23 protein-coding genes are annotated in these 21,508 nt (G+C 72.4%); 10 read left to right on the top strand and 13 right to left on the bottom strand.

Annotated elements, in window-relative coordinates; all coding sequences use genetic code 11:
- Nucleotides 1–39: 39 nt before the first annotated feature.
- Nucleotides 40–624, bottom strand: coding sequence for a TerD family protein (locus EV562_RS23125; protein WP_133888735.1), 585 nt, complete (start codon nucleotides 622–624; stop codon nucleotides 40–42).
- Nucleotides 625–754: 130 nt separating this feature from the next.
- Here EV562_RS23125 and EV562_RS23120 point away from each other — a divergent pair, with 130 nt between their 5' ends.
- The 8 genes from EV562_RS23120 to EV562_RS23085 all read left to right on the top strand — a co-directional run bounded on the left by EV562_RS23120 (nucleotide 755) and on the right by EV562_RS23085 (nucleotide 9,920).
- Nucleotides 755–1,375 (top strand): VOC family protein, encoded by a 621-nt coding sequence (locus EV562_RS23120; protein ID WP_133888734.1) that lies wholly within the window; start codon nucleotides 755–757, stop codon nucleotides 1,373–1,375.
- Between the two features lie 78 nt (nucleotides 1,376–1,453).
- Nucleotides 1,454–2,743, top strand: a complete 1,290-nt coding sequence (locus tag EV562_RS23115) for a phosphatase PAP2 family protein (protein ID WP_133888733.1) — start codon at nucleotides 1,454–1,456, stop codon at nucleotides 2,741–2,743.
- 226 nt (nucleotides 2,744–2,969) lie between these two features.
- Nucleotides 2,970–3,059, top strand: a complete 90-nt coding sequence (gene kdpF, locus EV562_RS23110; protein WP_133888732.1) for a K(+)-transporting ATPase subunit F — start codon at nucleotides 2,970–2,972, stop codon at nucleotides 3,057–3,059.
- 7 nt (nucleotides 3,060–3,066) lie between these two features.
- Nucleotides 3,067–4,728: a potassium-transporting ATPase subunit KdpA gene (gene kdpA, locus EV562_RS23105; RefSeq protein WP_133888731.1), complete on the top strand. Its 1,662-nt coding sequence runs from the start codon at nucleotides 3,067–3,069 to the stop codon at nucleotides 4,726–4,728.
- Between the two features lie 74 nt (nucleotides 4,729–4,802).
- Nucleotides 4,803–6,893 (top strand): potassium-transporting ATPase subunit KdpB, encoded by a 2,091-nt coding sequence (gene kdpB / locus EV562_RS23100; protein ID WP_166661953.1) that lies wholly within the window; start codon nucleotides 4,803–4,805, stop codon nucleotides 6,891–6,893.
- Nucleotides 6,894–6,898: 5 nt separating this feature from the next.
- Nucleotides 6,899–7,579: a potassium-transporting ATPase subunit C gene (locus tag EV562_RS23095; protein WP_133888729.1), complete on the top strand. Its 681-nt coding sequence runs from the start codon at nucleotides 6,899–6,901 to the stop codon at nucleotides 7,577–7,579.
- Between the two features lie 34 nt (nucleotides 7,580–7,613).
- Nucleotides 7,614–8,558 (top strand): RNA polymerase sigma factor SigJ, encoded by a 945-nt coding sequence (gene sigJ / locus EV562_RS23090; RefSeq protein WP_133888728.1) that lies wholly within the window; start codon nucleotides 7,614–7,616, stop codon nucleotides 8,556–8,558.
- 165 nt (nucleotides 8,559–8,723) lie between these two features.
- Nucleotides 8,724–9,920, top strand: coding sequence for an FAD-dependent oxidoreductase (locus EV562_RS23085; RefSeq protein ID WP_133888727.1), 1,197 nt, complete (start codon nucleotides 8,724–8,726; stop codon nucleotides 9,918–9,920).
- A gap of 13 nt (nucleotides 9,921–9,933) precedes the next feature.
- Here the strand turns inward: EV562_RS23085 and EV562_RS23080 are convergent, their stop codons facing one another.
- The 4 genes from EV562_RS23080 to modA all read right to left on the bottom strand — a co-directional run bounded on the left by EV562_RS23080 (nucleotide 9,934) and on the right by modA (nucleotide 13,636).
- Nucleotides 9,934–10,710, bottom strand: coding sequence for a polysaccharide deacetylase family protein (locus EV562_RS23080; protein ID WP_133888726.1), 777 nt, complete (start codon nucleotides 10,708–10,710; stop codon nucleotides 9,934–9,936).
- 165 nt (nucleotides 10,711–10,875) lie between these two features.
- Nucleotides 10,876–11,958: an ABC transporter ATP-binding protein gene (locus EV562_RS23075; RefSeq protein WP_133888725.1), complete on the bottom strand. Its 1,083-nt coding sequence runs from the start codon at nucleotides 11,956–11,958 to the stop codon at nucleotides 10,876–10,878.
- Complete coding sequence (gene modB / locus EV562_RS23070; protein ID WP_133888724.1) at nucleotides 11,955–12,824, bottom strand: molybdate ABC transporter permease subunit; 870 nt, start codon at nucleotides 12,822–12,824, stop codon at nucleotides 11,955–11,957. Before modB ends, EV562_RS23075 begins: the two co-directional genes overlap by 4 nt.
- Nucleotides 12,821–13,636 carry a molybdate ABC transporter substrate-binding protein gene (modA, locus tag EV562_RS23065; protein WP_133888723.1) on the bottom strand — a complete coding sequence of 272 codons (816 nt, stop codon included), beginning with the start codon at nucleotides 13,634–13,636 and terminating at the stop codon, nucleotides 12,821–12,823. Before modA ends, modB begins: the two co-directional genes overlap by 4 nt.
- Before the next feature lie 188 nt (nucleotides 13,637–13,824).
- On the opposite strand from modA, the gene EV562_RS23060 reads away from it, so the two are divergent.
- Complete coding sequence (locus tag EV562_RS23060) at nucleotides 13,825–14,316, top strand: molybdopterin-dependent oxidoreductase (RefSeq protein WP_133888722.1); 492 nt, start codon at nucleotides 13,825–13,827, stop codon at nucleotides 14,314–14,316.
- Between the two features lie 133 nt (nucleotides 14,317–14,449).
- Here EV562_RS23060 and EV562_RS23055 read toward each other — a convergent pair whose 3' ends face one another.
- From EV562_RS23055 to EV562_RS23040, 4 genes are all read right to left on the bottom strand, one after another.
- The gene (locus tag EV562_RS23055) at nucleotides 14,450–14,845 is read right to left on the bottom strand and encodes a helix-turn-helix transcriptional regulator (protein WP_133888721.1); all 396 of its coding nucleotides are present in this window, start codon (nucleotides 14,843–14,845) and stop codon (nucleotides 14,450–14,452) included.
- A 49-nt stretch (nucleotides 14,846–14,894) separates the two neighbouring features.
- Nucleotides 14,895–15,374 (bottom strand): MarR family transcriptional regulator, encoded by a 480-nt coding sequence (locus EV562_RS23050; protein ID WP_133888720.1) that lies wholly within the window; start codon nucleotides 15,372–15,374, stop codon nucleotides 14,895–14,897.
- A gap of 36 nt (nucleotides 15,375–15,410) precedes the next feature.
- Nucleotides 15,411–16,325, bottom strand: a complete 915-nt coding sequence (locus EV562_RS23045) for an NADP-dependent oxidoreductase (protein WP_133888719.1) — start codon at nucleotides 16,323–16,325, stop codon at nucleotides 15,411–15,413.
- Nucleotides 16,326–16,547: 222 nt separating this feature from the next.
- Entirely contained in the window at nucleotides 16,548–17,351 is an 804-nt protein-coding gene (locus tag EV562_RS23040; RefSeq protein WP_133888718.1) for a calcium-binding protein, read from the bottom strand.
- Nucleotides 17,352–17,724: 373 nt separating this feature from the next.
- Between EV562_RS23040 and EV562_RS23035 the strand changes: the two genes are divergently transcribed.
- Complete coding sequence (locus EV562_RS23035) at nucleotides 17,725–18,330, top strand: lytic polysaccharide monooxygenase (RefSeq protein ID WP_133888717.1); 606 nt, start codon at nucleotides 17,725–17,727, stop codon at nucleotides 18,328–18,330.
- A 169-nt stretch (nucleotides 18,331–18,499) separates the two neighbouring features.
- On the opposite strand, the gene EV562_RS23030 is transcribed toward EV562_RS23035, so the two are convergent.
- The 4 genes from EV562_RS23030 to EV562_RS23015 form a co-directional block, all read right to left on the bottom strand.
- Nucleotides 18,500–18,655, bottom strand: coding sequence for a DUF6131 family protein (locus tag EV562_RS23030; protein WP_133888716.1), 156 nt, complete (start codon nucleotides 18,653–18,655; stop codon nucleotides 18,500–18,502).
- Between the two features lie 395 nt (nucleotides 18,656–19,050).
- Complete coding sequence (locus EV562_RS23025) at nucleotides 19,051–19,311, bottom strand: hypothetical protein (protein ID WP_133888864.1); 261 nt, start codon at nucleotides 19,309–19,311, stop codon at nucleotides 19,051–19,053.
- Between the two features lie 190 nt (nucleotides 19,312–19,501).
- Nucleotides 19,502–20,554 carry an acyl-CoA desaturase gene (locus EV562_RS23020; RefSeq protein WP_133888715.1) on the bottom strand — a complete coding sequence of 351 codons (1,053 nt, stop codon included), beginning with the start codon at nucleotides 20,552–20,554 and terminating at the stop codon, nucleotides 19,502–19,504.
- Nucleotides 20,555–20,637: 83 nt separating this feature from the next.
- Entirely contained in the window at nucleotides 20,638–21,078 is a 441-nt protein-coding gene (locus tag EV562_RS23015; RefSeq protein ID WP_243860125.1) for a DUF5994 family protein, read from the bottom strand.
- Between the last annotated feature and the right edge of the window lie 430 nt (nucleotides 21,079–21,508).

Here is a 21,508-nt window from a genome sequence, read left to right as displayed (position 1 = left end):
CCGTGCCCCGCGGGGCGCCGCCGCGCACCCCGTCCCGTGCTACTTGCTGACGGCGAAGCGCATCAGCGCGTGCTCGTCACCCTGCTTGATCTTGCCCGTCTCGTTGACGACCTCCAGCTTCCAACTGCCGCCGACCCGCACGGCCTTGGCCACGGCGCAGCCGTTGTCCTGACTGAGCAGGCTGGGCCAGATGTCGGCGACCTGCTCCGAGCTGCCCCCGGTCGCGTCGTAGACCTTGAAGCTGATGTTGCGCGCCTTCTGGAAGGAGCTGCCCTTCTTGTAGGCGGCGGCGACGAACACGATCGACGTGATGACGTCGGGAAGCCGCGCGAACTCGACGGTCACCGTCTCGTCGTCGCCGTCCCCGTGGCCGGTCTGGTTGTCGCCGCTGTGCAGCAGCGAACCGTTGCCCATCGGGTCGAGCGAGTCGAGTCCGGCGAGTCGTACCGGGTCGCCGCCCTGGAGGGCGACGGCGATCAGGTCGAGGTCGGTGCCGGACTTGCGCCGCAGCTTGCCGAGCACTCCGCCGCTGCTGCCGGCGGTGGGGTCCCAGGAGACGCCGATGGACAGGTGGGTCACTCCGTCCAGGTCCGCGGGGCCGCCTTCCTTGGTGAGCGTGATCATGTGTGGGTCATCCTCCGTCGTCGTGCCTGTGACGCCGAGTCTGCCTGGCGCCCGGAGGTTTCGGCAGGGCGGGGCGGCCGGTCAGTTTTCGAGAAGCCCCCCGGGCCCCGCGGACCCTACCGTCGAAGACATGAACTCCATCGACTCCGTCACCCTCGAAGTGGCCGACACCGAGGCCGCCGCCCGCTTCTACGCCGACGCCTTCGGGCTCGACGCCTCGCGGGTGCGTCTGCGCGCCTCCGACTCCCCGACGAGCGGCTTCCGCGGCTTCACGCTGTCGCTCGTGACGGCCCAGCCAGGCAACGTCGACGCGCTCTTCACCGCGGCCGTCGACGCCGGCGCCACCGTCCTCAAGCCCGCCGCGAAGTCGCTGTGGGGCTACGGCGGGGTCGTGCAGGCCCCGGACGGCACGGTCTGGCAGATCGCGACCTCGGCGAAGAAGGACACCGCCCCGGTCTCCCGCGACGTGGACGAGATCGTGCTGCTCCTGGGCGTGGAGGACGTCAAGGCCACCAAGCGGTTCTACGTCGAGCAGGGCCTCACCGTGGGCAAGAGCTTCGGCGGGAAGTACGTCGAGTTCGCCACCGGCCCGGGTACCGTCAAGCTCTCCCTGTACAAGCGTCGCGCCCTCGCCAAGGTCGCGGGCGTGTCCGCCGAGGGCACCGGCTCCCACCGGCTCGTCGTGACCGGCGGCACCCGCGCGTTCGCCGACCCCGACGGCTTCGCCTGGCAGCCGGAACTCAGCCACTGATCCGCTAGTTTCCTGTGCATGTCATCACGGGAAACTCCGCGAATACCCGGGCGTCGGTCGCGGGCGAGACTCTGGGCCGTGGCCGGTGCGGCGACCCTCGCGTTCCTCATCGCGCTGGAGGTGGCCGCGCGCCACTACGGCCTGCCGGGGCCGATGACCAACCAGGCGAAGGAGCTGGTGTTCGCCCCCGCGTCGGGCCCCCTGCTCTACGCGGGCCTGGCGCTCACGATGGTGGTCCTGACCTGGCGGGAGCGCCGTATCGCGGTGGCCGCCGCGGTCGGCATCGACCTCGTCGTCGCCCTGGTGCGGTGGGCGGCGGACGCCACCGTGACCGGCAGCCACTGCTTCGGCAACGGCGCGCTGTGGGTGGTCCTGGGCTGCGGGGTCGTCGCCGTGACCCGACGCACCGGACCGCAGCGGCTGCTCCTGCTGAAGGGCGCCGGTCTCGGTCTGCTGCTGGTGGCCGGCCGCAAGACCGGCGACGCCTGGCTGCTGATCACCTCGAAGACCCGCCCGGAGGTGCTCGACCCGTACGTGGCGACCGCCGACCACGCGCTGGGAAACCCGTCCTGGCTGGTGGGACGGGCCGTCGAGGCCACCGGCCCGGTCGGTGGGCACCTGCTGGACTGGGTCTACGTCCAGCTCGCGGTGGCCGCGGTCGTCGTCGCGCTGTACCAGCTGCGCAAGGTGGCGGACGAGCGCCGGTTCCCGCGCCACCACCTGGTCCGCACCTTCCTGCTGATCGGCCTGCTCGGGCCGGCCATCTACATGGTCTTCCCGGTCGTCGGACCGGTCTTCGCCTACGGCACCGGCGCCTTCGGCACGGGCGGCGAGGAGTGGGCGATCGCCGACCTGTGGCCGCACACGCCACCCCCGATCGGCGTGCCCCACCCGTTCACGTACGACGGGGTCACCCCCCGCAACTGCATGCCCAGCCTGCACACGGCGTGGGCCACCGTGATCTTCATCCACTCCCGCACGGGCCCGCGCGTCCTGCGCTGGGCGGGAGCGTTCTGGCTGGTCGCCACGCTCACCGCGACGCTGGGATTCGGCTACCACTACGCCATCGACCTCGTCGCCGGCGTGGTCTTCGCGGTCACCGTCGAGGCGGGACTGCGCGCGCTGGACCGCGGCTGGGACCGGTCGGGGAGCCTGCTGGTCGCGCACGGGGCGGTGGTCTTCACCGCGATCCTGGCGTCGACGCGCTACCTGCCCCTGGAGATGGCCCGGCACCCGTGGCTCTTCGGCCCGCTCCTGCTGCTGGCGATGGCCTCGGTGATCCACGGCTACATACGCACCACCAGGACCTGGGAACCGGTGGTGGCGGTACCCCCGGCCCGGCCGGAACCACGACTCGAGGCGGCCTGAGGCGTCCCGCCCGGCGTACGTCGTCAGGGAGGTGTCAAAGGCGTAGGCGCCGCCGTATGGAAGCCGTCAACGGCGGTCGAAGCGGGTCGGAAGAGGGCTCTCATCGTGTCGTCAGCTTCTCTTCCGCACCTCCCTAGGAGCTCGCGATGGCCGACGTGGCCTTCGTCGTCACCACGCTCGCGGTGTTCGCGCTCGTGGCCCTCGTCGCCAAGGGGGTGACGAAGCTGTGACCGCGGAGAACATCGTCGGCCTGGTCGTGGCCGTCGCCCTGCTCGGCTACCTCGTCCTGGCCCTGATCCACCCGGAGAGGTTCTGAGCACCCGATGAGCCCCGTCCTCGCCGGCGTGCTCCAGGCGCTCGCGCTCGTCGCCGCGCTGGCCCTCGCCCACATACCCCTCGGCAACCACCTGGCCCGGGTCTACTCCTCAGGCACCCACTGGCGCGTGGAGAAGTGGATCTACAGGGCCGTCGGTGCCGACCCGGACCGGGAGATGCGCTGGCCCGCGTACCTGCGCGGCGTCCTCGCCTTCTCCCTCGCCGGTGTCCTCTTCCTGTACCTGCTCCAGCGGCTCCAGGGCGTCCTGCCCGGCTCGCTGGGCTTCGTCTCCGTCGACCCGGACCAGGCGTTCAACACCGCCGCGTCCTTCGTGTCCAACACCAACTGGCAGTCGTACTACGGCGAGCAGGCCATGGGCCACGTCGTGCAGACCGCCGGCCTGGCCGTGCAGAACTTCGTCTCGGCGGCCGTCGGCATCGCCGTGGCCGTCGCCCTGGTCCGCGGCTTCACCAGGTCCCGTACCGGTGAACTGGGCAACTTCTGGGCCGACCTGGTCCGCGGGGTCGTCCGCGTGCTGGTGCCGATCGCCGTGGCCGGCGCGCTGGTGCTGGTCGCCTGCGGAGTGATCCAGAACTTCTCCGGCATCCACGAGGTCGGGCAGTTCACGGGCGGCGCCCAGCAGTGGAACGGGGGCGCGGTCGCCTCGCAGGAGGTCATCAAGGAGCTGGGCACCAACGGCGGCGGCTACTTCAACGCCAACTCCGCCCATCCCTTCGAGAATCCGACGCCGTTCACCAACCTGTTCGAGATCTTCCTGATCCTGCTGATCCCGGTCGCCCTGACCCGCACCTTCGGGGTCATGACCGGCTCGCCGCGCCAGGGCTACGCGATCCTCGCCGCCATGGCGACCATCTGGGTCTGCTTCACCGCCCTGATGATGTGGACCGAGTTCGCCCACCACGGCCCCGCGTTGGAGGCGGCCGGCGGGGCGACGGAGGGCAAGGAGGTCCGTTTCGGCATCGGCGGCTCGTCGCTCTTCGCGGTGTCCACCACCCTCACCTCCACCGGCGCGGTGGACTCCTTCCACTCGTCCTTCACCGGCCTCGGCGGCGGCATCACCCTGCTCGGCATGATGCTGGGCGAGATCGCGCCCGGCGGGGTCGGGTCCGGCCTGTACGGCATGCTGGTCATGGCGGTGATCGCCGTCTTCGTCGCGGGCCTCATGGTCGGCCGTACGCCCGAGTACCTGGGCCGCAAGATCGGCATCCGCGAGATCAAGTACGCGGCCTGCTACCTCCTGGTCACCCCGGCGCTGGTGCTGGTCCTCACCGCCGCCGCGACGGCCCTGCCCACCCCGGGAAACTCGACGGCCAACACCGGGGCGCACGGCTTCACCGAGATCCTCTACGCCTACACCTCGGCCGCGAACAACAACGGCTCGGCCTTCGCGGGCCTGAACGCCGACACCCAGTGGTTCAACACCACCCTCGGTCTCGCCATGCTGCTGGGCCGTTTCCTGCCGATGGTGTTCGTGCTGGCCCTCGCGGGCTCGCTGGCCGGCCAGCGGCCGGTGCCGGTCACCGCGGGCACCCTGCGTACCGAGAAGCCGCTGTTCAGCGGTCTGCTGGTGGGCACCGTGCTGATCGTCACCGCCCTCACCTACTTCCCGGCCCTCGCCCTGGGCCCGCTCGCCGAGGGGCTGGCATGACCACCGACACGCGGAAAACCGACCCACGCCGACACGAGACGCGGAAACACGAGACGCGGAAACACGAGGGTGCCATGTCCACAGCCACCCCCACCCGGGCGCCGCACGGCGACGCACCCCACGGACGCCACCCGGGCCGGGGCCGCCTCGGCGCGGGCCTCTTCGACCCGGCGCAGCTGGCCGCGTCGCTGCCCGACGCGCTGCGCAAGCTGGACCCGCGGCTGATGGTGAAGTCGCCCGTCATGTTCGTCGTCCTGGTCGGCTCCGTCCTGACCACGGCCTTCTCCTTCACCGACCCCGGCGACCCGTTCGGCTGGGCCATCAGCGCCTGGCTCTGGCTGACCGTGCTCTTCGCCAACCTGGCGGAGGCGGTCGCCGAGGGCCGCGGCAAGGCCCAGGCCGACACCCTGCGCCGGGCCAGGACCGGCACCGTCGCCCGCCGGGTCGACGGCAGCACGGTCCCCGGCACCCGGCTCACGGCCGGTGACCTGGTCGTCTGCGAGGCCGGGGACGTCATCCCGGGCGACGGCGACGTCGTCGAGGGGGTCGCCTCGGTCGACGAGTCGGCGATCACCGGAGAGTCGGCGCCCGTCATCCGCGAGTCCGGCGGCGACCGCAGTGCCGTCACCGGCGGGACCAGGGTGCTCTCCGACCGCATCGTCGTCCGCATCACCACCGAGCCGGGCGAGACCTTCATCGACCGGATGATCCGCCTGGTCGAGGGGGCGGACCGGCAGAAGACGCCGAACGAGATCGCGCTGAACATCCTGCTGGCCTCGCTCACCGTCGTCTTCCTGCTGGCCTGTGCCACCCTCCCGGTCTTCGCCGACCACGCCGGCGCCCGTCTGAGCCTGGTCGTGCTGGTGGCCCTGCTGGTCTGCCTCATCCCGACCACGATCGGCGCCCTGCTCTCCGCGATCGGCATCGCGGGCATGGACCGCCTGGTCCGGCGCAACGTGCTGGCCACCTCGGGCCGCGCCGTCGAGGCCGCCGGCGACGTCTCCACGCTGCTCCTCGACAAGACCGGCACGATCACGCTGGGCAACCGGCAGGCGGCCGCGTTCGTCCCGGTGCACGGGGTCACCGTGGCGGAGGTCGCCGACGCCGCCCGGCTCTCCTCACTCGCCGACGAGACCCCCGAGGGCCGCTCGATCGTCGCCCTCGCCGAGAAGGAGCACGGGCTCACCCGGCCCTGCCCGGGCGGACCGGTCGGCGCCGAGTGGATCCCGTTCACCGCCCGGACCCGCATGTCGGGCGTGGACGCCGGCGGCCGCAAGGTGCGCAAGGGCGCGACGGGGTCGGTGGTCGCCTGGGTCGGGGAGCGGGGCGGCACGGTCGCCGGGGACGCGGAGGCGACCGCCCGGAGCATCTCCGAGGCGGGCGGTACGCCGCTGCTGGTCGCGGTGGAGGACGAGCGCGGCGCACGGGTCCTGGGCGTCGTCCACCTCAAGGACGTCGTCAAGCCGGGCATGCGGGAACGCTTCGCGGAGCTGCGCCGCATGGGCATCAGAACCGTCATGATCACGGGCGACAACCCGCTGACGGCCAGGGCCATCGCCGACGAGGCTGGCGTCGACGACTTCCTGGCGGAGGCCACGCCCGAGGACAAGATGGCGCTCATCGAACGCGAGCAGGCCGGCGGCAAGCTGGTCGCGATGACCGGCGACGGCACCAACGACGCCCCCGCGCTGGCCCAGGCCGACGTCGGCGTGGCGATGAACACGGGCACGTCGGCGGCGAAGGAGGCCGGCAACATGGTCGACCTCGACTCCGACCCGACCAAGCTCATCGAGATCGTCGAGATCGGCAAGCAGTTGCTGATCACGCGCGGGGCGCTCACGACGTTCTCCATCGCCAACGACGTCGCCAAGTACTTCGCGATCATCCCGGCGCTCTTCGCCGCCGTCCATCCGGGCCTGGACAAGCTCAACGTCATGCGCCTGTCCTCGCCGGACTCCGCGATCCTCTCCGCGGTGGTCTTCAACGCGCTGATCATCGTCGTCCTGGTGCCGCTCGCGCTCCGGGGCGTGCGCCACCGGGCCCTGAGCGCCGACCGGCTGCTGCGCCGCAACCTCGCCGTCTACGGACTGGGCGGCCTGATCGCCCCGTTCGCCGGCATCAAGCTCATCGACCTGATCGTCTCGCTCCTCCCCGGGATCGGCTGACCGACATGAACACTTCCCTCACCAGCGCCGCCCGGCTGCTCGGAGCGGGCCTGCGCGCGCTGCTCGTCCTGACCGTGGTCACCGGCGTCGTCTACCCGCTCGCCGTCACCGGCGCCGCCCAGGCCCTGTTCCCCGCGCAGGCGAACGGCTCGCGGATCGAGGCGGCCGACGGCCGGGTCGTCGGCTTGTCCCTCATCGGCCAGGCGTACGACCTGCCCACGGCGGACGGGCACAGCGCCCCCGAGCCGGACCTGCGGTGGTTCCAGGGCCGTCCGCGGGGCGGCCTCGGCACCAACACCGTCAACACCCGGTACGACCTCCTCCTGTCCGGCGCCACCAACCGCTCCGCCGACGACGCGGACCTCCTGGCCTGGGTGACGCAGGCCAGGAAGAGCGTGGTCGAGGACAACTCCGTGCCCGGCCACCCCGTGCGGCCCTCGGACGTGCCCGCGGACGCCGTCACCTCCTCCGGCTCCGGTCTGGACCCGCACATCTCCCCCGAGTACGCCGGCCTCCAGGTGCGCCGGGTCGCGGAGCGCAACGGCCTGTCCGTCGAGCGCGTCCGGCGGCTCGTCGACGAGCACACCGCCTCCCGCACCCTCGGCTTCATCGGTGAGCCGCGGGTGAACGTCCTGGAACTGAACGTCGCGCTGAGGGACCTGAAGGGGCGGGCGGCCGGGCGCTGAGGCGCGGTCCCGGGGAATGGCTATGATCCGGGCCATGGCCCTGACCATGAGCGACGTGGAACGGTTCGAGGCCTCCAGGCCGCGTCTGGAGGCCATCGCCTACCGCCTCCTCGGCTCGGCGAGCGAGGCGGAGGACGCCGTGCAGGAGACGTTCCTGCGCTGGCAGGCGGCCGAGGTGGAGCGCGTCGAGGTCCCCGAGGCCTGGCTGACCAAGGTCCTCACCAACCTCTGTCTCAACCAGCTCACTTCCGCCCGTGCACGGCGTGAGACCTACGTGGGCCAGTGGCTGCCCGAGCCGCTGCTCACCGGCGACCCCATGCTCGGCCCTGCGGAGACGGCCGAGCAGCGCGAGTCGGTCTCCCTCGCGGTGCTCGCGCTGCTGGAGCGGCTCTCACCGGGCGAGCGGGCGGTGTACGTGCTGCGCGAGGCGTTCCAGTACACGCACCGGGAGATCGCGGAGATCCTCGACATCTCCGAGGACGCCAGCCAGCAGACCCTGCACCGTGCCCGGAAGCACGTCGCGCAGGGCAGGGCCCGCACGGAGATCGACGAGGCCGCGGCCCGGCGGATCGTCGACGAGTTCCTCACGGCGGCCACCAGCGGCCGGACCGAACCGCTGGTCCGTCTGCTCACCCAGGACGCCGTGTCGATCGGCGACGGGGGCGGGAAGGTCCCGGCCCGCGCCAAGGCGTTCGAGGGTGCGAGTGCCGTGGCGACGTTCCTGCGGGGCCTGTTCAAGCCGGGCAAGGCCAAGCGCGACCTGGTCGGCGGCACCGCGGAGATCCATGCCGCCACCGCCAACGGCGACCCCGCCGTGGTGGCCGTCGTGCGGGGCCGGGTCGTCGGGATCATGTGCCTGGAGGTCACCCCCGAGGGCATCGCGGGCTTCCGCAACCAGGTCAACCCCGACAAGCTCGAACGCGCCACGCGGCAGTGGGCGGCCACCGACCACGGAGAACCCCTGTTCCGCGCCTTCTGACCCCCTCCGCCGTCCTTCCCGGAGCGGCCTGCGCCGTCCCCCGGCACCCTCCGGCCGGTGAGTGACGCACGTCACGTCCGACGGCTGTCAGGAATCGGCGGGCTGCCCGGTTCAAGGGGCGAGTCCCGCTGGAGAGCCTCAGCGGCCGAGACAAGGGAGCCCGTCATGCAGCACGCCACGCAGCACCGCATCGTCGTCCTGGGCGCCGGATACGCCGGGGCCGTCGCCGCCGGGCGGCTCGCCCGGCGCCTGCGCCGCGCCGACGCGGCCATCACCCTCGTCAACGCCGAGCCGCACTTCGTCGAGCGCGTCCGGATGCACCAGCTCGCGGCCGGCCAGGACGTCGAGCCCCGGCCCCTCGCCGAGATGTTCGCGGGCACCGGCGTCGACCTGCGGATCGCGACGGTCACCGGTGTGGACGTCGACCGCAGGACCGTGGCCGTCACCGATCAGGACGGCGCCGGTGAACTGGCGTACGACACCCTCGTCTACGCCCTCGGCAGCGCCTGGAACCACCAGGACGTGCCGGGCGTGGTGGAGCACGCCCACGAGATCGCCGGCCGGGCGGGCGCGCTGCGGCTGCGGGCCCGGCTGGCCGCTCTGGAGGCGGGCCGGTCCGTGGTGGTGGTCGGGGGCGGGCTCACCGGCCTGGAGGCCGCGTCCGAGATCGCCGAGGCCCGGCCGGACCTGGACGTGACGCTCACGGCCGGTGGCGGCCTCGGCGACTGGCTCTCGCCCAGGGGCCGCCGCCACCTGCGGAAGGTCTTCACCGACCTCGGCATCACGGTGCGCGAGAACGCCACCGTCACCTCGGTAGGCGCCGACCGCGTCGTCACCGCCGACGGCACGAGTGTCCCGGCCGACGTCACGGTGTGGACCACCGGGTTCGCCGTCGACCCCATGACGAAGGCCACCACGCTGGACGTCACGGACTCGGGCCGGATCGTGGTCGACGCGACGATGCGCTCGGTGTCCCACCCGGACGTGTACGCCGTCGGCGACGCGGCCCTGGCTGCGGGCCCCGGCGGCAAGCCCCTGCGGATGTCGTGCGCCTCGGGCGTCCCCAGCGCCTGGCAGGCGGCCGACGCCGTCGCGGCCCGCCTGACCGGCCGGAAGCTGCCGGAGGTGACGCCCCGCTACTTCAACCAGTGCATCTCCCTGGGCCGCAGGCAGGGCCTGATCCAGTACGTCACGGCCGACGACCGCGCGGTGAGCGCCGCCCTGACCGGACGGCTCGCCGCCGTCTACAAGGAACTGGTCTGCCGGTCGGCGGCCTGGGGCGTCGCCAACCCGACCCTCGGCGTCCCGAGCCGCCGCCGCCCGGTCGCGCCCAGGAGCCCGGAGCCGGCCCCGGCGGTCTGAGCGGCAGCCGCACTCAGCGCACCGGGAAGCCGAAGGCGTAGCCCTGCTCCTGGAGCCGGGGCAGGACCCGCCGCAGCGCTTCGACGGTCTGGGTGCGGTCGCCCCCGGCGTCGTGGAAGAGGATCGTCGGCCCGTTCGGCAGCTCGCGCTGCACGGTGGTGACGATGGCGTCCGTGCCCGGCCGCTCGAAGTCCTTGGTGTCCACGTTCCAGCCCAGCGGGCGCATGCCCCGGGAGGCGGCCAGCTCGCGGCTGAAGGGGGTGAACGCCCCGCCGGGCGCCCGGTAGTACATCGGCCGTACGCCCCCGGACGCCTCGGTGATCATGCGCTCGGCGTCGAGGATCTCCTTGGACTGGTAGGCCTCGGACTTCCGGTCCATGGCGGTGTCGTGCGACACCGAGTGGTCGCACAGCCGGTGCCCGGCCGCGACGACGTCCTTCACCAGGTCCGGGTGGGCCTGCGCCTGAAGGCCCGTCATGCAGAAGGTCGCCTTCACTCCGTACGCGTCGAGCAGGTCGAGCACCTGCGGCGTCCACGCCGGGTCGGGGCCGTCGTCGACGGTGATGTTGACGCCCCGCGGCCCCGCGTCCGAGGCGTGGGCGATGGCGGTGCCGACGGGCTCGGCGCCGTTGCCCGAAGCGGTCGACGCGGATACCCGGGGTGCGGGGTCGCCGCCCACGGAATCGGCCTGCGCGGTCCACATCGAGGCGGCGCCGGCGAGCACCGTCACGCCGAGCGCCGCCCCGACCACCTTGCCGTACCAGCCCCGTCCACCACCGTGCCGCGCCATGTCCGCCGCCCCGCCTTCGCGTAGTACCTCGCCGCCGGTCCCCGTTCACGCCGGGGACCACATGACAGGACGGGAGAAGGCGGCCGCGGGATCCGTCCGTTACCAAGCACGGACATTTCGCGGGAGGCCGCCCGGTCCACGCGGTCTGCCCGGCGGCGGACCCCGTCAGTCGCGGTAGGCGTGGGTCTGGGTGGCCTTCACCGTGGCCCAGACGACAGCGCCCGGATGCAGGCCCAGCTCGGCGGCGGCGAGGGTGGTCAGGTCGGCGGCGAGGGGGAGTTCACCGGTGAGGTCGGCGCGGATCCGGTCGCCGTGGGTCTCCAGGCCGGCCACCTCGCAGCGCCACACGTTGCGGGCGCTGGAGCCGGTGGGACGGTCCCGGTGCAGGGTGACGGCGCTGGGCGCGAAGGCGACGAAGGCGGGCCCGGACAGCGCCTCGGTGGTCGTGATCGCGGGCCCGTCGTCGAGCCGTACCGTGTGGCCCTCGGCCCGCCCCCGGTAGAGGTTGAGCCCGACCAGGTGGGCGATGTAGTCGGTGCGCGGGTGGCGGGCGATGTGCGAGGGGGTGCCCTCCTGGACGACGTGGCCGTCCTCGACGACGACGAGGTGGTCGGCGAGGACCATCGCGTCCAGGGGGTCGTGCGTGACGAGTACGGCGACGGCCTCGAAGTCGGCCAGGTGGCGCCGGAGTTGCGCGCGGACGTCGAGGCGGGTGCGGGCGTCGAGGGCGGCGAGCGGCTCGTCCAGGAGCAGCAGCCGGGGGTGGGTGGCCAGGGCCCGGGCGAGGGCGACGCGCTGGGCCTGGCCGCCGGAGAGCCGGCGCGGCCGGACGCCGGCGTGGCCGGCGAGGCCCAGGCGGTCGAGCCAGCCGGCGGCCTGCGCGCGGGCCTGCGCCTTGCTCGCGCCCCGGCAGCGCGGCCCGAAGGCGACGTTGTCGAGCGCGGTCAGGTGGGGGAAGAGCAGGTAGTCCTGGAAGACGACCCCGACCGGCCGGGACTCCGGCGGCGTACGGTCCAGCTCCACGCCGTCCAGCCGCAGATGACCGTCCGAGAGCGGGACGAGACCGGCGAGGGCGCGCAGGGCGGTGGTCTTCCCGGCGCCGTTGGGGCCGAGCAGCGCGACGACGTCGCCGGGGGCCGCCGTCAGGGCCACGTCGAGGCGGAAGGCGTCCCGCTCGACGACGAGCCGGGCGTCGAGCCCCTGGGCCCCGGCGTCCGTGCCCTCGGCGGTCTGCTCCGTGTCGGTCATGAGGCGGTCATCCAGCGGTCGCGCAGTCCGGCGAGTACGGCGATGGAGACGGCCAGCAGGACCAGGCTGAGGGCGACGGCGGCCTCCGGGTCGCTCTGCAGGGCGAGGTACACCGCCAGCGGCATGGTCTGGGTGCGGCCGGGGAAGTTCCCGGCGAAGGTGATCGTCGCCCCGAACTCGCCCAGCGCCCGCGCCCAGGCCAGCACGGCACCGGCGGCGATCCCGGGCGCGATCAGCGGCAGCGTGACCCGGCGGAACGCGGTGAAGCGGGAGGCGCCGAGGGTGGTGGCCGCCTCCTCGTAGCGGGGGTCGGCGGCGCGCAGGGTGCCCTCGACGCTGATGACGAGGAACGGCATCGCCACGAACGCCTCCGCGAGGATCACGCCGGCGGTGGTGAACGGCAGCGTGATCCCGAACCAGGAGTCCAGCCACTGCCCGACGACCCCGTTGCGGCCCAGGGCCATGAGCAGGGCGACACCGCCCACCACCGGCGGCAGCACCAGAGGCAGCGTCACCAGGGCCCGGACCAGACCGCGTCCCGGGAACTCCACCCGGGCCAGCAGCCAGGCCAGCGGCACGCCGATCACCATGCTCACCGCGGTCGCCGCCGTGGCGCAGATCAGCGACAGGCGCAGCGCCTGCCACACCTCGGTACTGGTCAGCAGCTCGGGCATGCTCGCCCAGGGCGCCCGGATCAGCAGCGCGACCAGCGGGAGGACCAGGAAGGCCAGGCCGATCAGCGCGGGCACGAGCAGCGGCAGGGGAGCCGCGCCGCCGCGCACCCGGCCCCCCGGCCGGACACGGCGGCGCCGCGGCCCACCCGGACGGGGGCCGGGTGCGGCACCTGACTCGAGCGGAGCGGTCACGGGGCGGTGAACCCGGCCCCGGTCAGCACCTTCTGCCCCTCGGCGGACCGCACCAGCGCGATGAACGCCTTGCCGGCCGCCGTGTTGGGGGCGTCCTGGAGCAGCGTGATCGGATAGTCGTTGACGGCCTTCGCCGACTCGGGGAACTCCACGCCCTCCACCTTGTCACCGGCCGCCCGCACATCCGTCCTGTAGACGACGGCGGCGTCGGCCTCCTTGAGGACCACCTTGTTGAGCGCCGACTTCACGTCCTCCTCGTAGGAGACCGGGGTGAGCTTCAGGCCGGCGGCGGTCAGCGCCTTCTGGGCCGCCGCGCCGCACGGCACCGTCCTGTCGCACAGGACGACCTTCAGACCGTCCCCGGTGAGGTCCTTCAGGGAGGCGACCTCGTCCGGGTTGCCGGGCAGGGTGGCGATCTCCAGCCGGTTGCGGACGAAGGTGGCCGGCGTCCCGGCGGCGGCGTCCGCGTCGGTGACGACCTTCATGGTCTTGGGGCTGGCGGAGGCGAACACGTCGGCCGGGGCCCCGTTGGTGATGCCCGCGGCGAGCGAGTCGCTGCCGCCGAAGTTGAAGACGACCTTGGTGCCGGGGTGCTGCTTCTCGAACTCCTTGCCCAGCTCGGTGAAGCTCTCCGTCAGCGAGGCCGCGGCGAAGACGTTCACGGTCCCGGACAGCTTGTCCGAACCGCCGGCCTCCGCGTCGGAGCCGGAGCCGGAGTCGGAGGACGAGCAGGCGCTCAGGGTCAGCAGCGCGGCGGCACCTGCGCCGGTCACCTGGAGCATCCGGCGGGTCCGGCGCGCGGAACGGGTCATCACGGGTCCACTCCCTCAAGTTCCTGACCAGAACATACGCCGAGCATACTGCCGCAGATGCGAGCCAGAAGTCTCCTGTCGCTTAGCATGAGCAGCCCCTCGGAACTCTTCCCCTGGCATGTGCGTTCGTACGGCGCGTTTGTGCGGCGGGGTCTGCCGGGTACGGAGACGGCGGGAGGTGGCAGCCCGTGAGTCAGTCCCCCGCAGCCGCCGGTACGGCACCCGGCCCCCCGGCCGAGATCGTCCTCACCGGCGACCTGGCCCGGCCGGGCCGGCTGACGGTGTCCGACCTGCTCGCCAGGCCCCAGCACACCGCGCAGGTCGCCTTCGAGTGCGCCACCGGCGGCATCCGCCGCCACCGCTTCACCGGACCGCTCCTGCACGACGTCCTCAGCGACAGCGCCCCGGCCTTCGACCCCGCCCGCCGCAAGGACCGGCTGCGCTTCCTGATCTCCGTGCACGGCGCCGACGGCCACCGGGCGCTGCTGTCCTGGGCGGAGATCGACCCGGACTTCGGCCGTGCCCCCGTCCTGCTCGCCGTCCCCCTGGACGGCACCCCGCTCGACCGCGTCGGCCCGCAACCGGTGCTGCCCCAGGACCGCTGCGGCGGCCGCCACGTCGGCGCCGTCGACACGATCCGCGTCGACGGCGGCTACCCCACGGCGCGCGCACCCCGTTGAGACGTCCCCGGACACCGAGGGCCGCAGCCGCGCCCGGGACCACCGGCGCCCGCCACCGGACCGGCCGGACTGTAGGACCCCACCGGCCACCGGACCGGCCGGACTGCAGGACCCCACCGGCCACCGGACCGGATCAGACCCGATCGACGTGCACGTTCGTCGACTTCACCCGGGCGGTGGCCTCCACGCCGACCTCCAGCCCCAACTCCTCCACGGCCTCCCGCGTGAGCAGCGAGACCAGCCGGTGCGGGCCGGCCTGGATCTCCACCTGGGCTGCCACGTCCCCCAGCTTGATCGCGGTGACGATGCCGGGAAAGGCGTTGCGCACCGACGTGCAGGAGGTGTCCTCCTCCCCGCTCCCGCCCTGTGCGAGCTCCACGGAGAACGCCGCCAGGTCCTTCCCGTCGATGAGCCGCTTCCCGCCCTCGTCGCGATGGGTCGCCACCCGTCCCGCGTCCGCCCACCGCCGCGCGGTGTCCGGACTGACGCCGAGCAGCCGGGCCGCCTGGCCGATCGTGTATGCCTGCATGGCCGCCAAGATAGAACAGCGGCGGAAGCGACCGCTCGGCCGCGCGGGGTCACCCCTCGGTCGCCGGCCGGCCGTGCTCCCTGATCGACGTTTCGATCACACGCGCGCACCCGGTGAACACGTCGACCTGCTCAGGGGTCAGGTCCCGCACGGAGATCCGCTCCAGGGTGCGCCACATGTCGGCGATGGGCTCCCGCAGAGCGCGCCCGGCATCGGTGAGGTGGACCACCATGACCCGCCGGTCGTGGGGGGCGGGCTCCCGGGTGAGCAGCCCCGCCTCCTGCATGCGGCGCAGCGACTTGGAGACCGTGGAGTGGTCCAGGCCCACCTGCTCCAGCAGTTCGGCCTGGGTCTGACCGTCCCGGTCGAAGAGCTGCATCAGCAGCAGCTCCTGGCCCGGGTGCAGGTTCATGGCACGCAGCATGGCGGCGGCATGGCCGCGGTGGGCGCGGGCGAGCTGGAAGACGGCGTAGCTCAACCGTCCCTCGCTCGCCGCCGACGGCGGCTGGGACGACGTGGAACCGGACATGGCTGCTCCCTCGGCCACCGCGGTGGCAGTGGTCGTTCAGTTGACGGTGAGGACGATCTTGCCCCGGTTGTGGCCCGCGTCGCTGGCCTGCTGCGCCTGGGCGGCCTGTGCCAGCGGGTAGGCGGCGCCGACCGTGGTGACCAGTCTGCCGTCCGCCGCCTGCCGGGCGATCTCGGCGAGACGCGCCGCGGAACGGCGCTGGGGCCCCTCGGCGAAGACGACGCCGAGTTCGCGGGCGCGGAAGTCGGCGGTGGTGACGATCCGGTCGGTGCCGCCGCGCAGGGTGACGGAGTCCTCCAACGCGCCCTTGCCGGCCGCGTCGAAGACCGCGTCCACGCCTTCGGGAGCGAGTGCGCGGACCCGCTCGACGAGGCCGTCCCCGTAGACCAGCGCGGTCGCGCCGAGCGAGGTGACGTAGTCCTGGTTGCCCGCCCCGGCGGTACCGATGACCCGGGCGCCGCGGGCGACGGCGAGCTGCACGGCGATGGTGCCGAGCGCGCCCGAGGCCCCGTGGATCAGCAGGGTCTCGCCCGCACCGACGCCCAGCAGGTCCAGCACGCGTTCGGCGCCGTCGCTCGCCACGGGCAGCGCGGCGGCGTGGGTCCAGTCCAGGCCGGCCGGCTTGGCGGCGAGGACCGAGGCCGGGGCGAGGGCGTACTGGGCGTAGGAACCGGTGTCGGACCAGCCCAGCACCTCGTCGCCCACCTTCAGGTGATCGACGTCCGCCCCGACCGCGTCGACCACGCCCGCGATCTCCCCGCCGGGCACGGCGGGCAGGGTGGTGGGGAAGATGGCCTCCATGATCCCCGAACGGATCTTGCCGTCCACCGGGTTCACCCCGACGGCGCGGACCCGCACGCGGACCTGGCCGGGCCCGGGCTCGGGGAGCGCGATCTCCGCCTCGTGCAGGACCTCGGTACCGCCGAACGCATCGAAAACGATGGCCTTCATGACTGTTCTCCTGACGTGGGGTCCGTTGCGCCCGCCACTTCCGTGGCTAGCCACATAAAAGTACCACCGATTATGTGGCTAGCCAACTGTTTGCTCGGCAGGGGGAGAGCACTGCTCGGCGCCCGCGACGCTGTTCGCGCCGCGGGCCGGAGTCCTCAGGTGCGGATACGGGTGTGCGGCCGGGCGTGGATACGGGTGTGGGTACGGCGGTGGCGCGTGGGCCTAGCGGAGGACGATGTCGCGGCCGGGGCCGCCTTCGACGGTGTCCTGCCCCGGGCCGCCGCAGACCAGGTCGTCGCCGCCCTCGCCGTCCAGAGTGTCGTCGCCGGGGCCGCCGAGGACGATGTCCCGGCCGTCCCCGCCCATGGCGTGGTCGTCGCCGGGGCCGGCGTACACGGTGTCGTCACCGCCGTAGCCCTCGATCATGTCGTCGCCGGGACCGCCCCACATCCGCTGGTCGCCGTCGTCGCCCATCAGGTGGTCCATGCCGTCGCCGCCGTTCAGGGTGGCGGGTCCCATGAGCATGTCGTCCCCCGCGTCACCCAGCACCGTACGGGCGGTGTGGGCGTGCAGTTCGTCGTCGCCGGGGCCGCCGCGGACGGTGCCGACCCCGGGGTCGAAGGCGGCGACCGTGTCGTCGCCGTCGCCGAGGAGGACGTCGATCCTGTCGGGCCGGGAGCTCTCGGCCGGCAGCTCGCAGACGACGGACGTGGTGTCCTCGGCTCTGGAGTACGCACAGTGGTCGCCCGGTTGGAGCGGGACGACGTCGGTGAAGCCGATCCGCCGGATCCCGTCGCTGGTGTACATGGAGAAGATGTCGACGTCGTTGGTCTGCCCCGCGGCCGCGGTGAAGACGATCGACTGGGTTGCCCAGTCGGCTCCGACGCGTGCCTTCGCCTCGGTGGCGGTGGCGGTGGCGGTGGCGGTGGCGGTGGCTGGGGTGGCGGCGGCTGCCGGACCGGCGGCGAGTCCGACGGTGGACAGGATCACGGCGGCCGCGCCGACGGCGGCTCGGTTCCGGGTCATGGGACCTCATCTCGGTGGAGTGGAGGCGGGTCGGCCTGCCGACGCCCCCTCCGGATGTGCTGGTCGGGTTTCCTCGGCCAGTCATGTTCCCGGTGTCGACGTGGCCCGTCGAGACCGACTCGGGGGCGGGAAGGTCGTCCCACCGAGCCCTGGAATCCCGGGAGTTGGGCATCCGTGCAGGTCCACGCGGCCTCCTCACGCGCCCCGTGATCGACTTTGTTTGTTGCATTGACATTTCACTCGGAGGTCCTACCGTTGGGAGCGCTCCCATTACAGCCTTGCCACTGGAAGGAGTTCCCCCCACATGCGCACACAGAGTCCGTTAACCGGGCCTTCGCGGTCGTCGCTCCGTCGGCCTCTCCAGGCGCTCGTCATGCTGTTCGCCGTGGTAGCCGGCGCACTGACCTGGTCGGCCCCCGCCCAGGCCCACGGCACCATCGTCGGCCCCGCCTCCCGCGCGTACCAGTGCTGGAAGACCTGGGGCAGCAACCACACGAACCCGGCGATGCAGACCGAAGACCCCATGTGCTGGCAGGCCTTCCAGGCCAACGCCGACACCATGTGGAACTGGATGAGCGCACTGCGCGACGGCCTCGGCGGCCAGTTCCAGGCGAAGACGCCCGACGGCACGCTCTGCAGCAACAACCTCTCCAGGAACGCCAGTCTGAACAAGCCCGGGGCGTGGAAGACCACCACCGTCGGCAACAACTTCTCGGTCCACCTGTACGACCAGGCGTCCCACGGTGCCGACTACTTCAAGGTCTACGTGAGCAAGCAGGGCTTCGACCCGAAGACCCAGACCCTGGGCTGGGGCAACCTCGACTTCATCACGCAGACCGGCCGTTACGCCCCGGCGAACGACATCACGTTCCCCGTCCAGACCTCGGGCTACACCGGACACCACGTCCTGTTCGTGATCTGGCAGGCCTCGCACCTCGACCAGGCCTACATGTGGTGCAGTGACGTGAACTTCGGCTGAGCCCACGAGCGCCGCACACGGCTCCGGCCTCGGCCTCGGCCGGGGCGGCGCCCGCTCACCGGCCTGACGGCAGAGAACCCCCCGGGTCGAGACCCGGGGGGTTCGAGCGCCGAGCGGGAACCGCTCATGGCGCTCACGGCTCGGGAAGGGAAAGCTCCCGGCGCCTAAGTCAGAAATAGTGCTTTCGACCGCCGACGGCACGCCCGGTGGCACCGAGGATCCACAGAACCGCACCAACGGCTATCAAGATCCCGCCTATCGTCGTCAGGAGGGATATTCCTGCCAGAATTCCGATGATCAGTAGGATGAGGCCAATGACGATCATTGCGATTCTTTCCTCTCGAGTTTTCCAGTACGCGAAGGCGCATGAGTGGAACTCGACCGTTGATTCCGCCAGGCATACGCCTCGACCGGTCACTGCTGAGGTGCTGGTATCCGTATTCGGTAGTGGCGAGTTTTCCTCTGCGGACCACCGAATACCCGGTTCCCGACGGTGTACGCCGCCTTTCGCCACCGACCTTCGTCAGGTCGTCTCCGAGAAGCGATCACGGGTGCGGCCGCCGGCGTCGCGGAGCGCCGGCGGCGTGAGTCGTCCGGCCTCGCACCGGGTCGCGTACATCGCCCGGTCGACCGGGTCCGCCTGTGGGGTCGCGGGTGCACGGCCGCCGCGGGCCGTCGCGGCGTCGGGGTGACGCCCGGTGTCCCGGTACGGCACCCGGCTCAGCCGCGTCCGGGCTCCCGGTCGGAGTGACCGCCCCAGCGGCTCGATTCCAGCCAGGAGCGGGCGGGCTCCGCAGCGCGAGTGGTGTCCACGGTGAGTTCGAGACGGGTCCCGCCCTCGGTGCCGGCCGGATAACTGCGCTGCTCGGTGGTGGCGAAGCAGTGCCTCAGGACCTCTGCCACACGCCGGGCGACCTCGGGCGACGCGGCAGTGACCTGTACCTCGGCGTAGCCGTGCGAGGGCGTGTCGGGGGAGTCCATGGCGACCTCGATCTGCGACGGGACCAGAGCGCTGATCACTCTACTCCGGCAGCTTCTCTCGCCCTCAGTGACGACCGGCGCCTCTCCGTGACCGGGGGAGAGGCGCGGCCTGCGCCGCGCACACCCCGAGGAAACCCGCGGTTCGACGCCCGCCATCAGGACCGCGCCCGGCATCAGGACACGCCCGGCATCAGGACCGCGGCCGGGTCCCGGACGCGGATTCCCTCAGGGGGGTGCCGGCTCGGTGCAGGCTCGTGAGCACCAGTCGGTACGAGGCGATCAGCCCCGTCTCCGCGTAGTCGACGCCCAGGTCCCGGCAGTACTGCCGGACGATGGTGCGGGCCTTGCGCAGGTTGGGGCTGGGCATGCTGGGGAACAGGTGGTGCTCGATCTGGTGGTTCAGGCCGCCGAGCGCGAGGTCGGTGAACCGGCCACCGTCCACGTTGCGCGAGGTGAGGACCTGGCGGCGGAGGAAGTCGGGCCGGTCCTCGGCCGACAGGATCGGCATGCCCTTGTGGTTGGGGGCGAAGACGGAGCCGAGGTAGACGCCGAACAGGCACTGGTGGACCGCGAGAAAGGCGAAGGCCATGCCCGGCGGCAGCACCAGGAACAGGACGGTCAGGTACACCGCGCAGTGCGCGAACAGCAGGATGCCGTCGAGGGTCCGGTGTTTGAGCGAACGGTTGGTGATCGACCTGCCGCTCGACACGTGCAGGTTGAAACCCTCCAGCGTGAGCAGCGGGAAGAAGAGGAACGCCTGCCGGCGGCCGAGCAGGCGCGGCAGTCCCGTGGCGGCAGCGGCCTGCTCCTGGGACCACACGAGGACGTCGGGCTCGATGTCGGGATCGAGGCCCTCGGTGTTGGGGTTGGCGTGGTGACGGGTGTGCTTGTCCTGCCACCAGCCGTACCCCATCCCGATCAGCGCCCCGGCGGCACGCCCGGACACCTCGCTGGTGCGACGGCGGCGGAACACCTGCCGGTGGGCCACGTCATGGGCGACCAGGGCCACCTGCCCGTAGAGGACTGCCATGAGGACGGCGATCGTCAGCGTCCACCACGAGGGTCCGACGAGCACGAAAACGGTCCAGCCGATGGCGTAGAGGCCCACCACCGTGGTGATCCGTGCCGTGTAGTAGCCGGGACGGCGCCCCAGCAGTCCGGCTTCGGTGATCTTCCTGGACAGGCGGGCGAAGTCGCTGCCGTGACGGTCGGCGGGCGGAGTGCGGGTCGGGACGGTGGTCATGACGGCGGAACTCTCTGCGAGGTGGGCGGATGACGCGGAGCGTCCGCCGGGGTGGGGGGAGTCGCCCGGGGCGAAGCCGGTCTTCAGGCTCCTCCGTCGGCGGTGGGCGACGCGGGCTGGTACGTCCCCGCGCCGGTCATGAGGGAGGCAGCGGCTTCCTCCGGGGTGTCCGGAGGCACGACCAGCAGATCCCAGCGGCCTCGGCCGGGAGAGATCAGGACCATGGTGTTCGGGCCGCGCGGTGTCATGGTCCGGTTCAGGCGTACGACCTGGTTGGCGACGAGCATGCGCCCCGGTGCCACGGACCATGCGGTCGAGTTCACCGTGACGCCGGTGATGTCGCCCCACGCGGTCGGCAGTGCGGCGAGCAGCTGGGGAAGCTGCGTCAGGAGGTCGCGTGATCGCGGCCACCACACTCCGTCGATGCGGCGCGGCAGTGAGCCGTGGGGAGCGAGGCGCAGGCGGAGCGGGGGCACGGCGGCCGGGGCCGCCGGGGCTGTCGTGGTCGCATGGGCGGTGATCACATGGGTTCTCTCTGATGGGGTGGGCCGCGGACGGGAGCGCAGCGGCCGGCATTCCCTTGACCGGAGCGCGGGCAGGGACGCTGTCTCCGCTCTCTGTACGTCGGGGAGGGCAGGTGGCCGGTCGGGTACGTACGGGGGTCCCCGACGGCACGGTCGCGGTTTCTGCAGCGTGGGCGGGGCGGACCGAAATCTCAGCCGGACCTTCGGGCCGGTGGCGGAATCCCGGGGAGGCCGCCCGGCATCCCGGGGACGGGACTGCCATGAGCCATGACGGCCCGGGCCGGCGAACGGGAGGTACGGACGGGCGAGGCGGGGAGCGGGGAGTCCGCTCTGAGCGATGACGCCGCCGTCGGTCACCGGGGTGGAGCCGGTCCGTCACCGGCGTGTCTGATGCCCTCGGTCCGCCTCAGCCTACCCTCCGCCGCGTAAA

Origin of the sequence: Streptomyces sp. BK208, assembly GCF_004364245.1 — a bacterium.
Taxonomy (GTDB): domain Bacteria; phylum Actinomycetota; class Actinomycetes; order Streptomycetales; family Streptomycetaceae; genus Streptomyces.
The sequence above is the reverse complement of the archived record's forward strand: the minus strand, read 5'-3'. Positions and strand labels throughout refer to the sequence as shown.

What these genes read in the sequence shown, in the direction of transcription:
- EV562_RS23045 (WP_133888719.1), bottom strand. Translation starts at nt 16,325, where the DNA reads ATGAAGGCCATCGTTTTCGATGCGTTCGGCGGTACCGAGGTCCTGCAC.
- EV562_RS23095 (WP_133888729.1), top strand. Translation starts at nt 6,899, where the DNA reads ATGAACACTTCCCTCACCAGCGCCGCCCGGCTGCTCGGAGCGGGCCTG.
- sigJ (WP_133888728.1), top strand. Translation starts at nt 7,614, where the DNA reads ATGGCCCTGACCATGAGCGACGTGGAACGGTTCGAGGCCTCCAGGCCG.
- modA (WP_133888723.1), bottom strand. Translation starts at nt 13,636, where the DNA reads ATGACCCGTTCCGCGCGCCGGACCCGCCGGATGCTCCAGGTGACCGGC.
- EV562_RS23055 (WP_133888721.1), bottom strand. Translation starts at nt 14,845, where the DNA reads ATGCAGGCATACACGATCGGCCAGGCGGCCCGGCTGCTCGGCGTCAGT.
- EV562_RS23085 (WP_133888727.1), top strand. Translation starts at nt 8,724, where the DNA reads ATGCAGCACGCCACGCAGCACCGCATCGTCGTCCTGGGCGCCGGATAC.
- EV562_RS23020 (WP_133888715.1), bottom strand. Translation starts at nt 20,554, where the DNA reads ATGACCACCGTCCCGACCCGCACTCCGCCCGCCGACCGTCACGGCAGC.
- EV562_RS23035 (WP_133888717.1), top strand. Translation starts at nt 17,725, where the DNA reads ATGCTGTTCGCCGTGGTAGCCGGCGCACTGACCTGGTCGGCCCCCGCC.
- EV562_RS23025 (WP_133888864.1), bottom strand. Translation starts at nt 19,311, where the DNA reads ATGGACTCCCCCGACACGCCCTCGCACGGCTACGCCGAGGTACAGGTC.
- kdpA (WP_133888731.1), top strand. Translation starts at nt 3,067, where the DNA reads ATGAGCCCCGTCCTCGCCGGCGTGCTCCAGGCGCTCGCGCTCGTCGCC.
- EV562_RS23050 (WP_133888720.1), bottom strand. Translation starts at nt 15,374, where the DNA reads ATGTCCGGTTCCACGTCGTCCCAGCCGCCGTCGGCGGCGAGCGAGGGA.
- EV562_RS23080 (WP_133888726.1), bottom strand. Translation starts at nt 10,710, where the DNA reads ATGGCGCGGCACGGTGGTGGACGGGGCTGGTACGGCAAGGTGGTCGGG.
- EV562_RS23040 (WP_133888718.1), bottom strand. Translation starts at nt 17,351, where the DNA reads ATGACCCGGAACCGAGCCGCCGTCGGCGCGGCCGCCGTGATCCTGTCC.
- kdpB (WP_166661953.1), top strand. Translation starts at nt 4,803, where the DNA reads ATGTCCACAGCCACCCCCACCCGGGCGCCGCACGGCGACGCACCCCAC.
- EV562_RS23120 (WP_133888734.1), top strand. Translation starts at nt 755, where the DNA reads ATGAACTCCATCGACTCCGTCACCCTCGAAGTGGCCGACACCGAGGCC.
- EV562_RS23125 (WP_133888735.1), bottom strand. Translation starts at nt 624, where the DNA reads ATGATCACGCTCACCAAGGAAGGCGGCCCCGCGGACCTGGACGGAGTG.
- EV562_RS23075 (WP_133888725.1), bottom strand. Translation starts at nt 11,958, where the DNA reads ATGACCGACACGGAGCAGACCGCCGAGGGCACGGACGCCGGGGCCCAG.
- EV562_RS23030 (WP_133888716.1), bottom strand. Translation starts at nt 18,655, where the DNA reads ATGATCGTCATTGGCCTCATCCTACTGATCATCGGAATTCTGGCAGGA.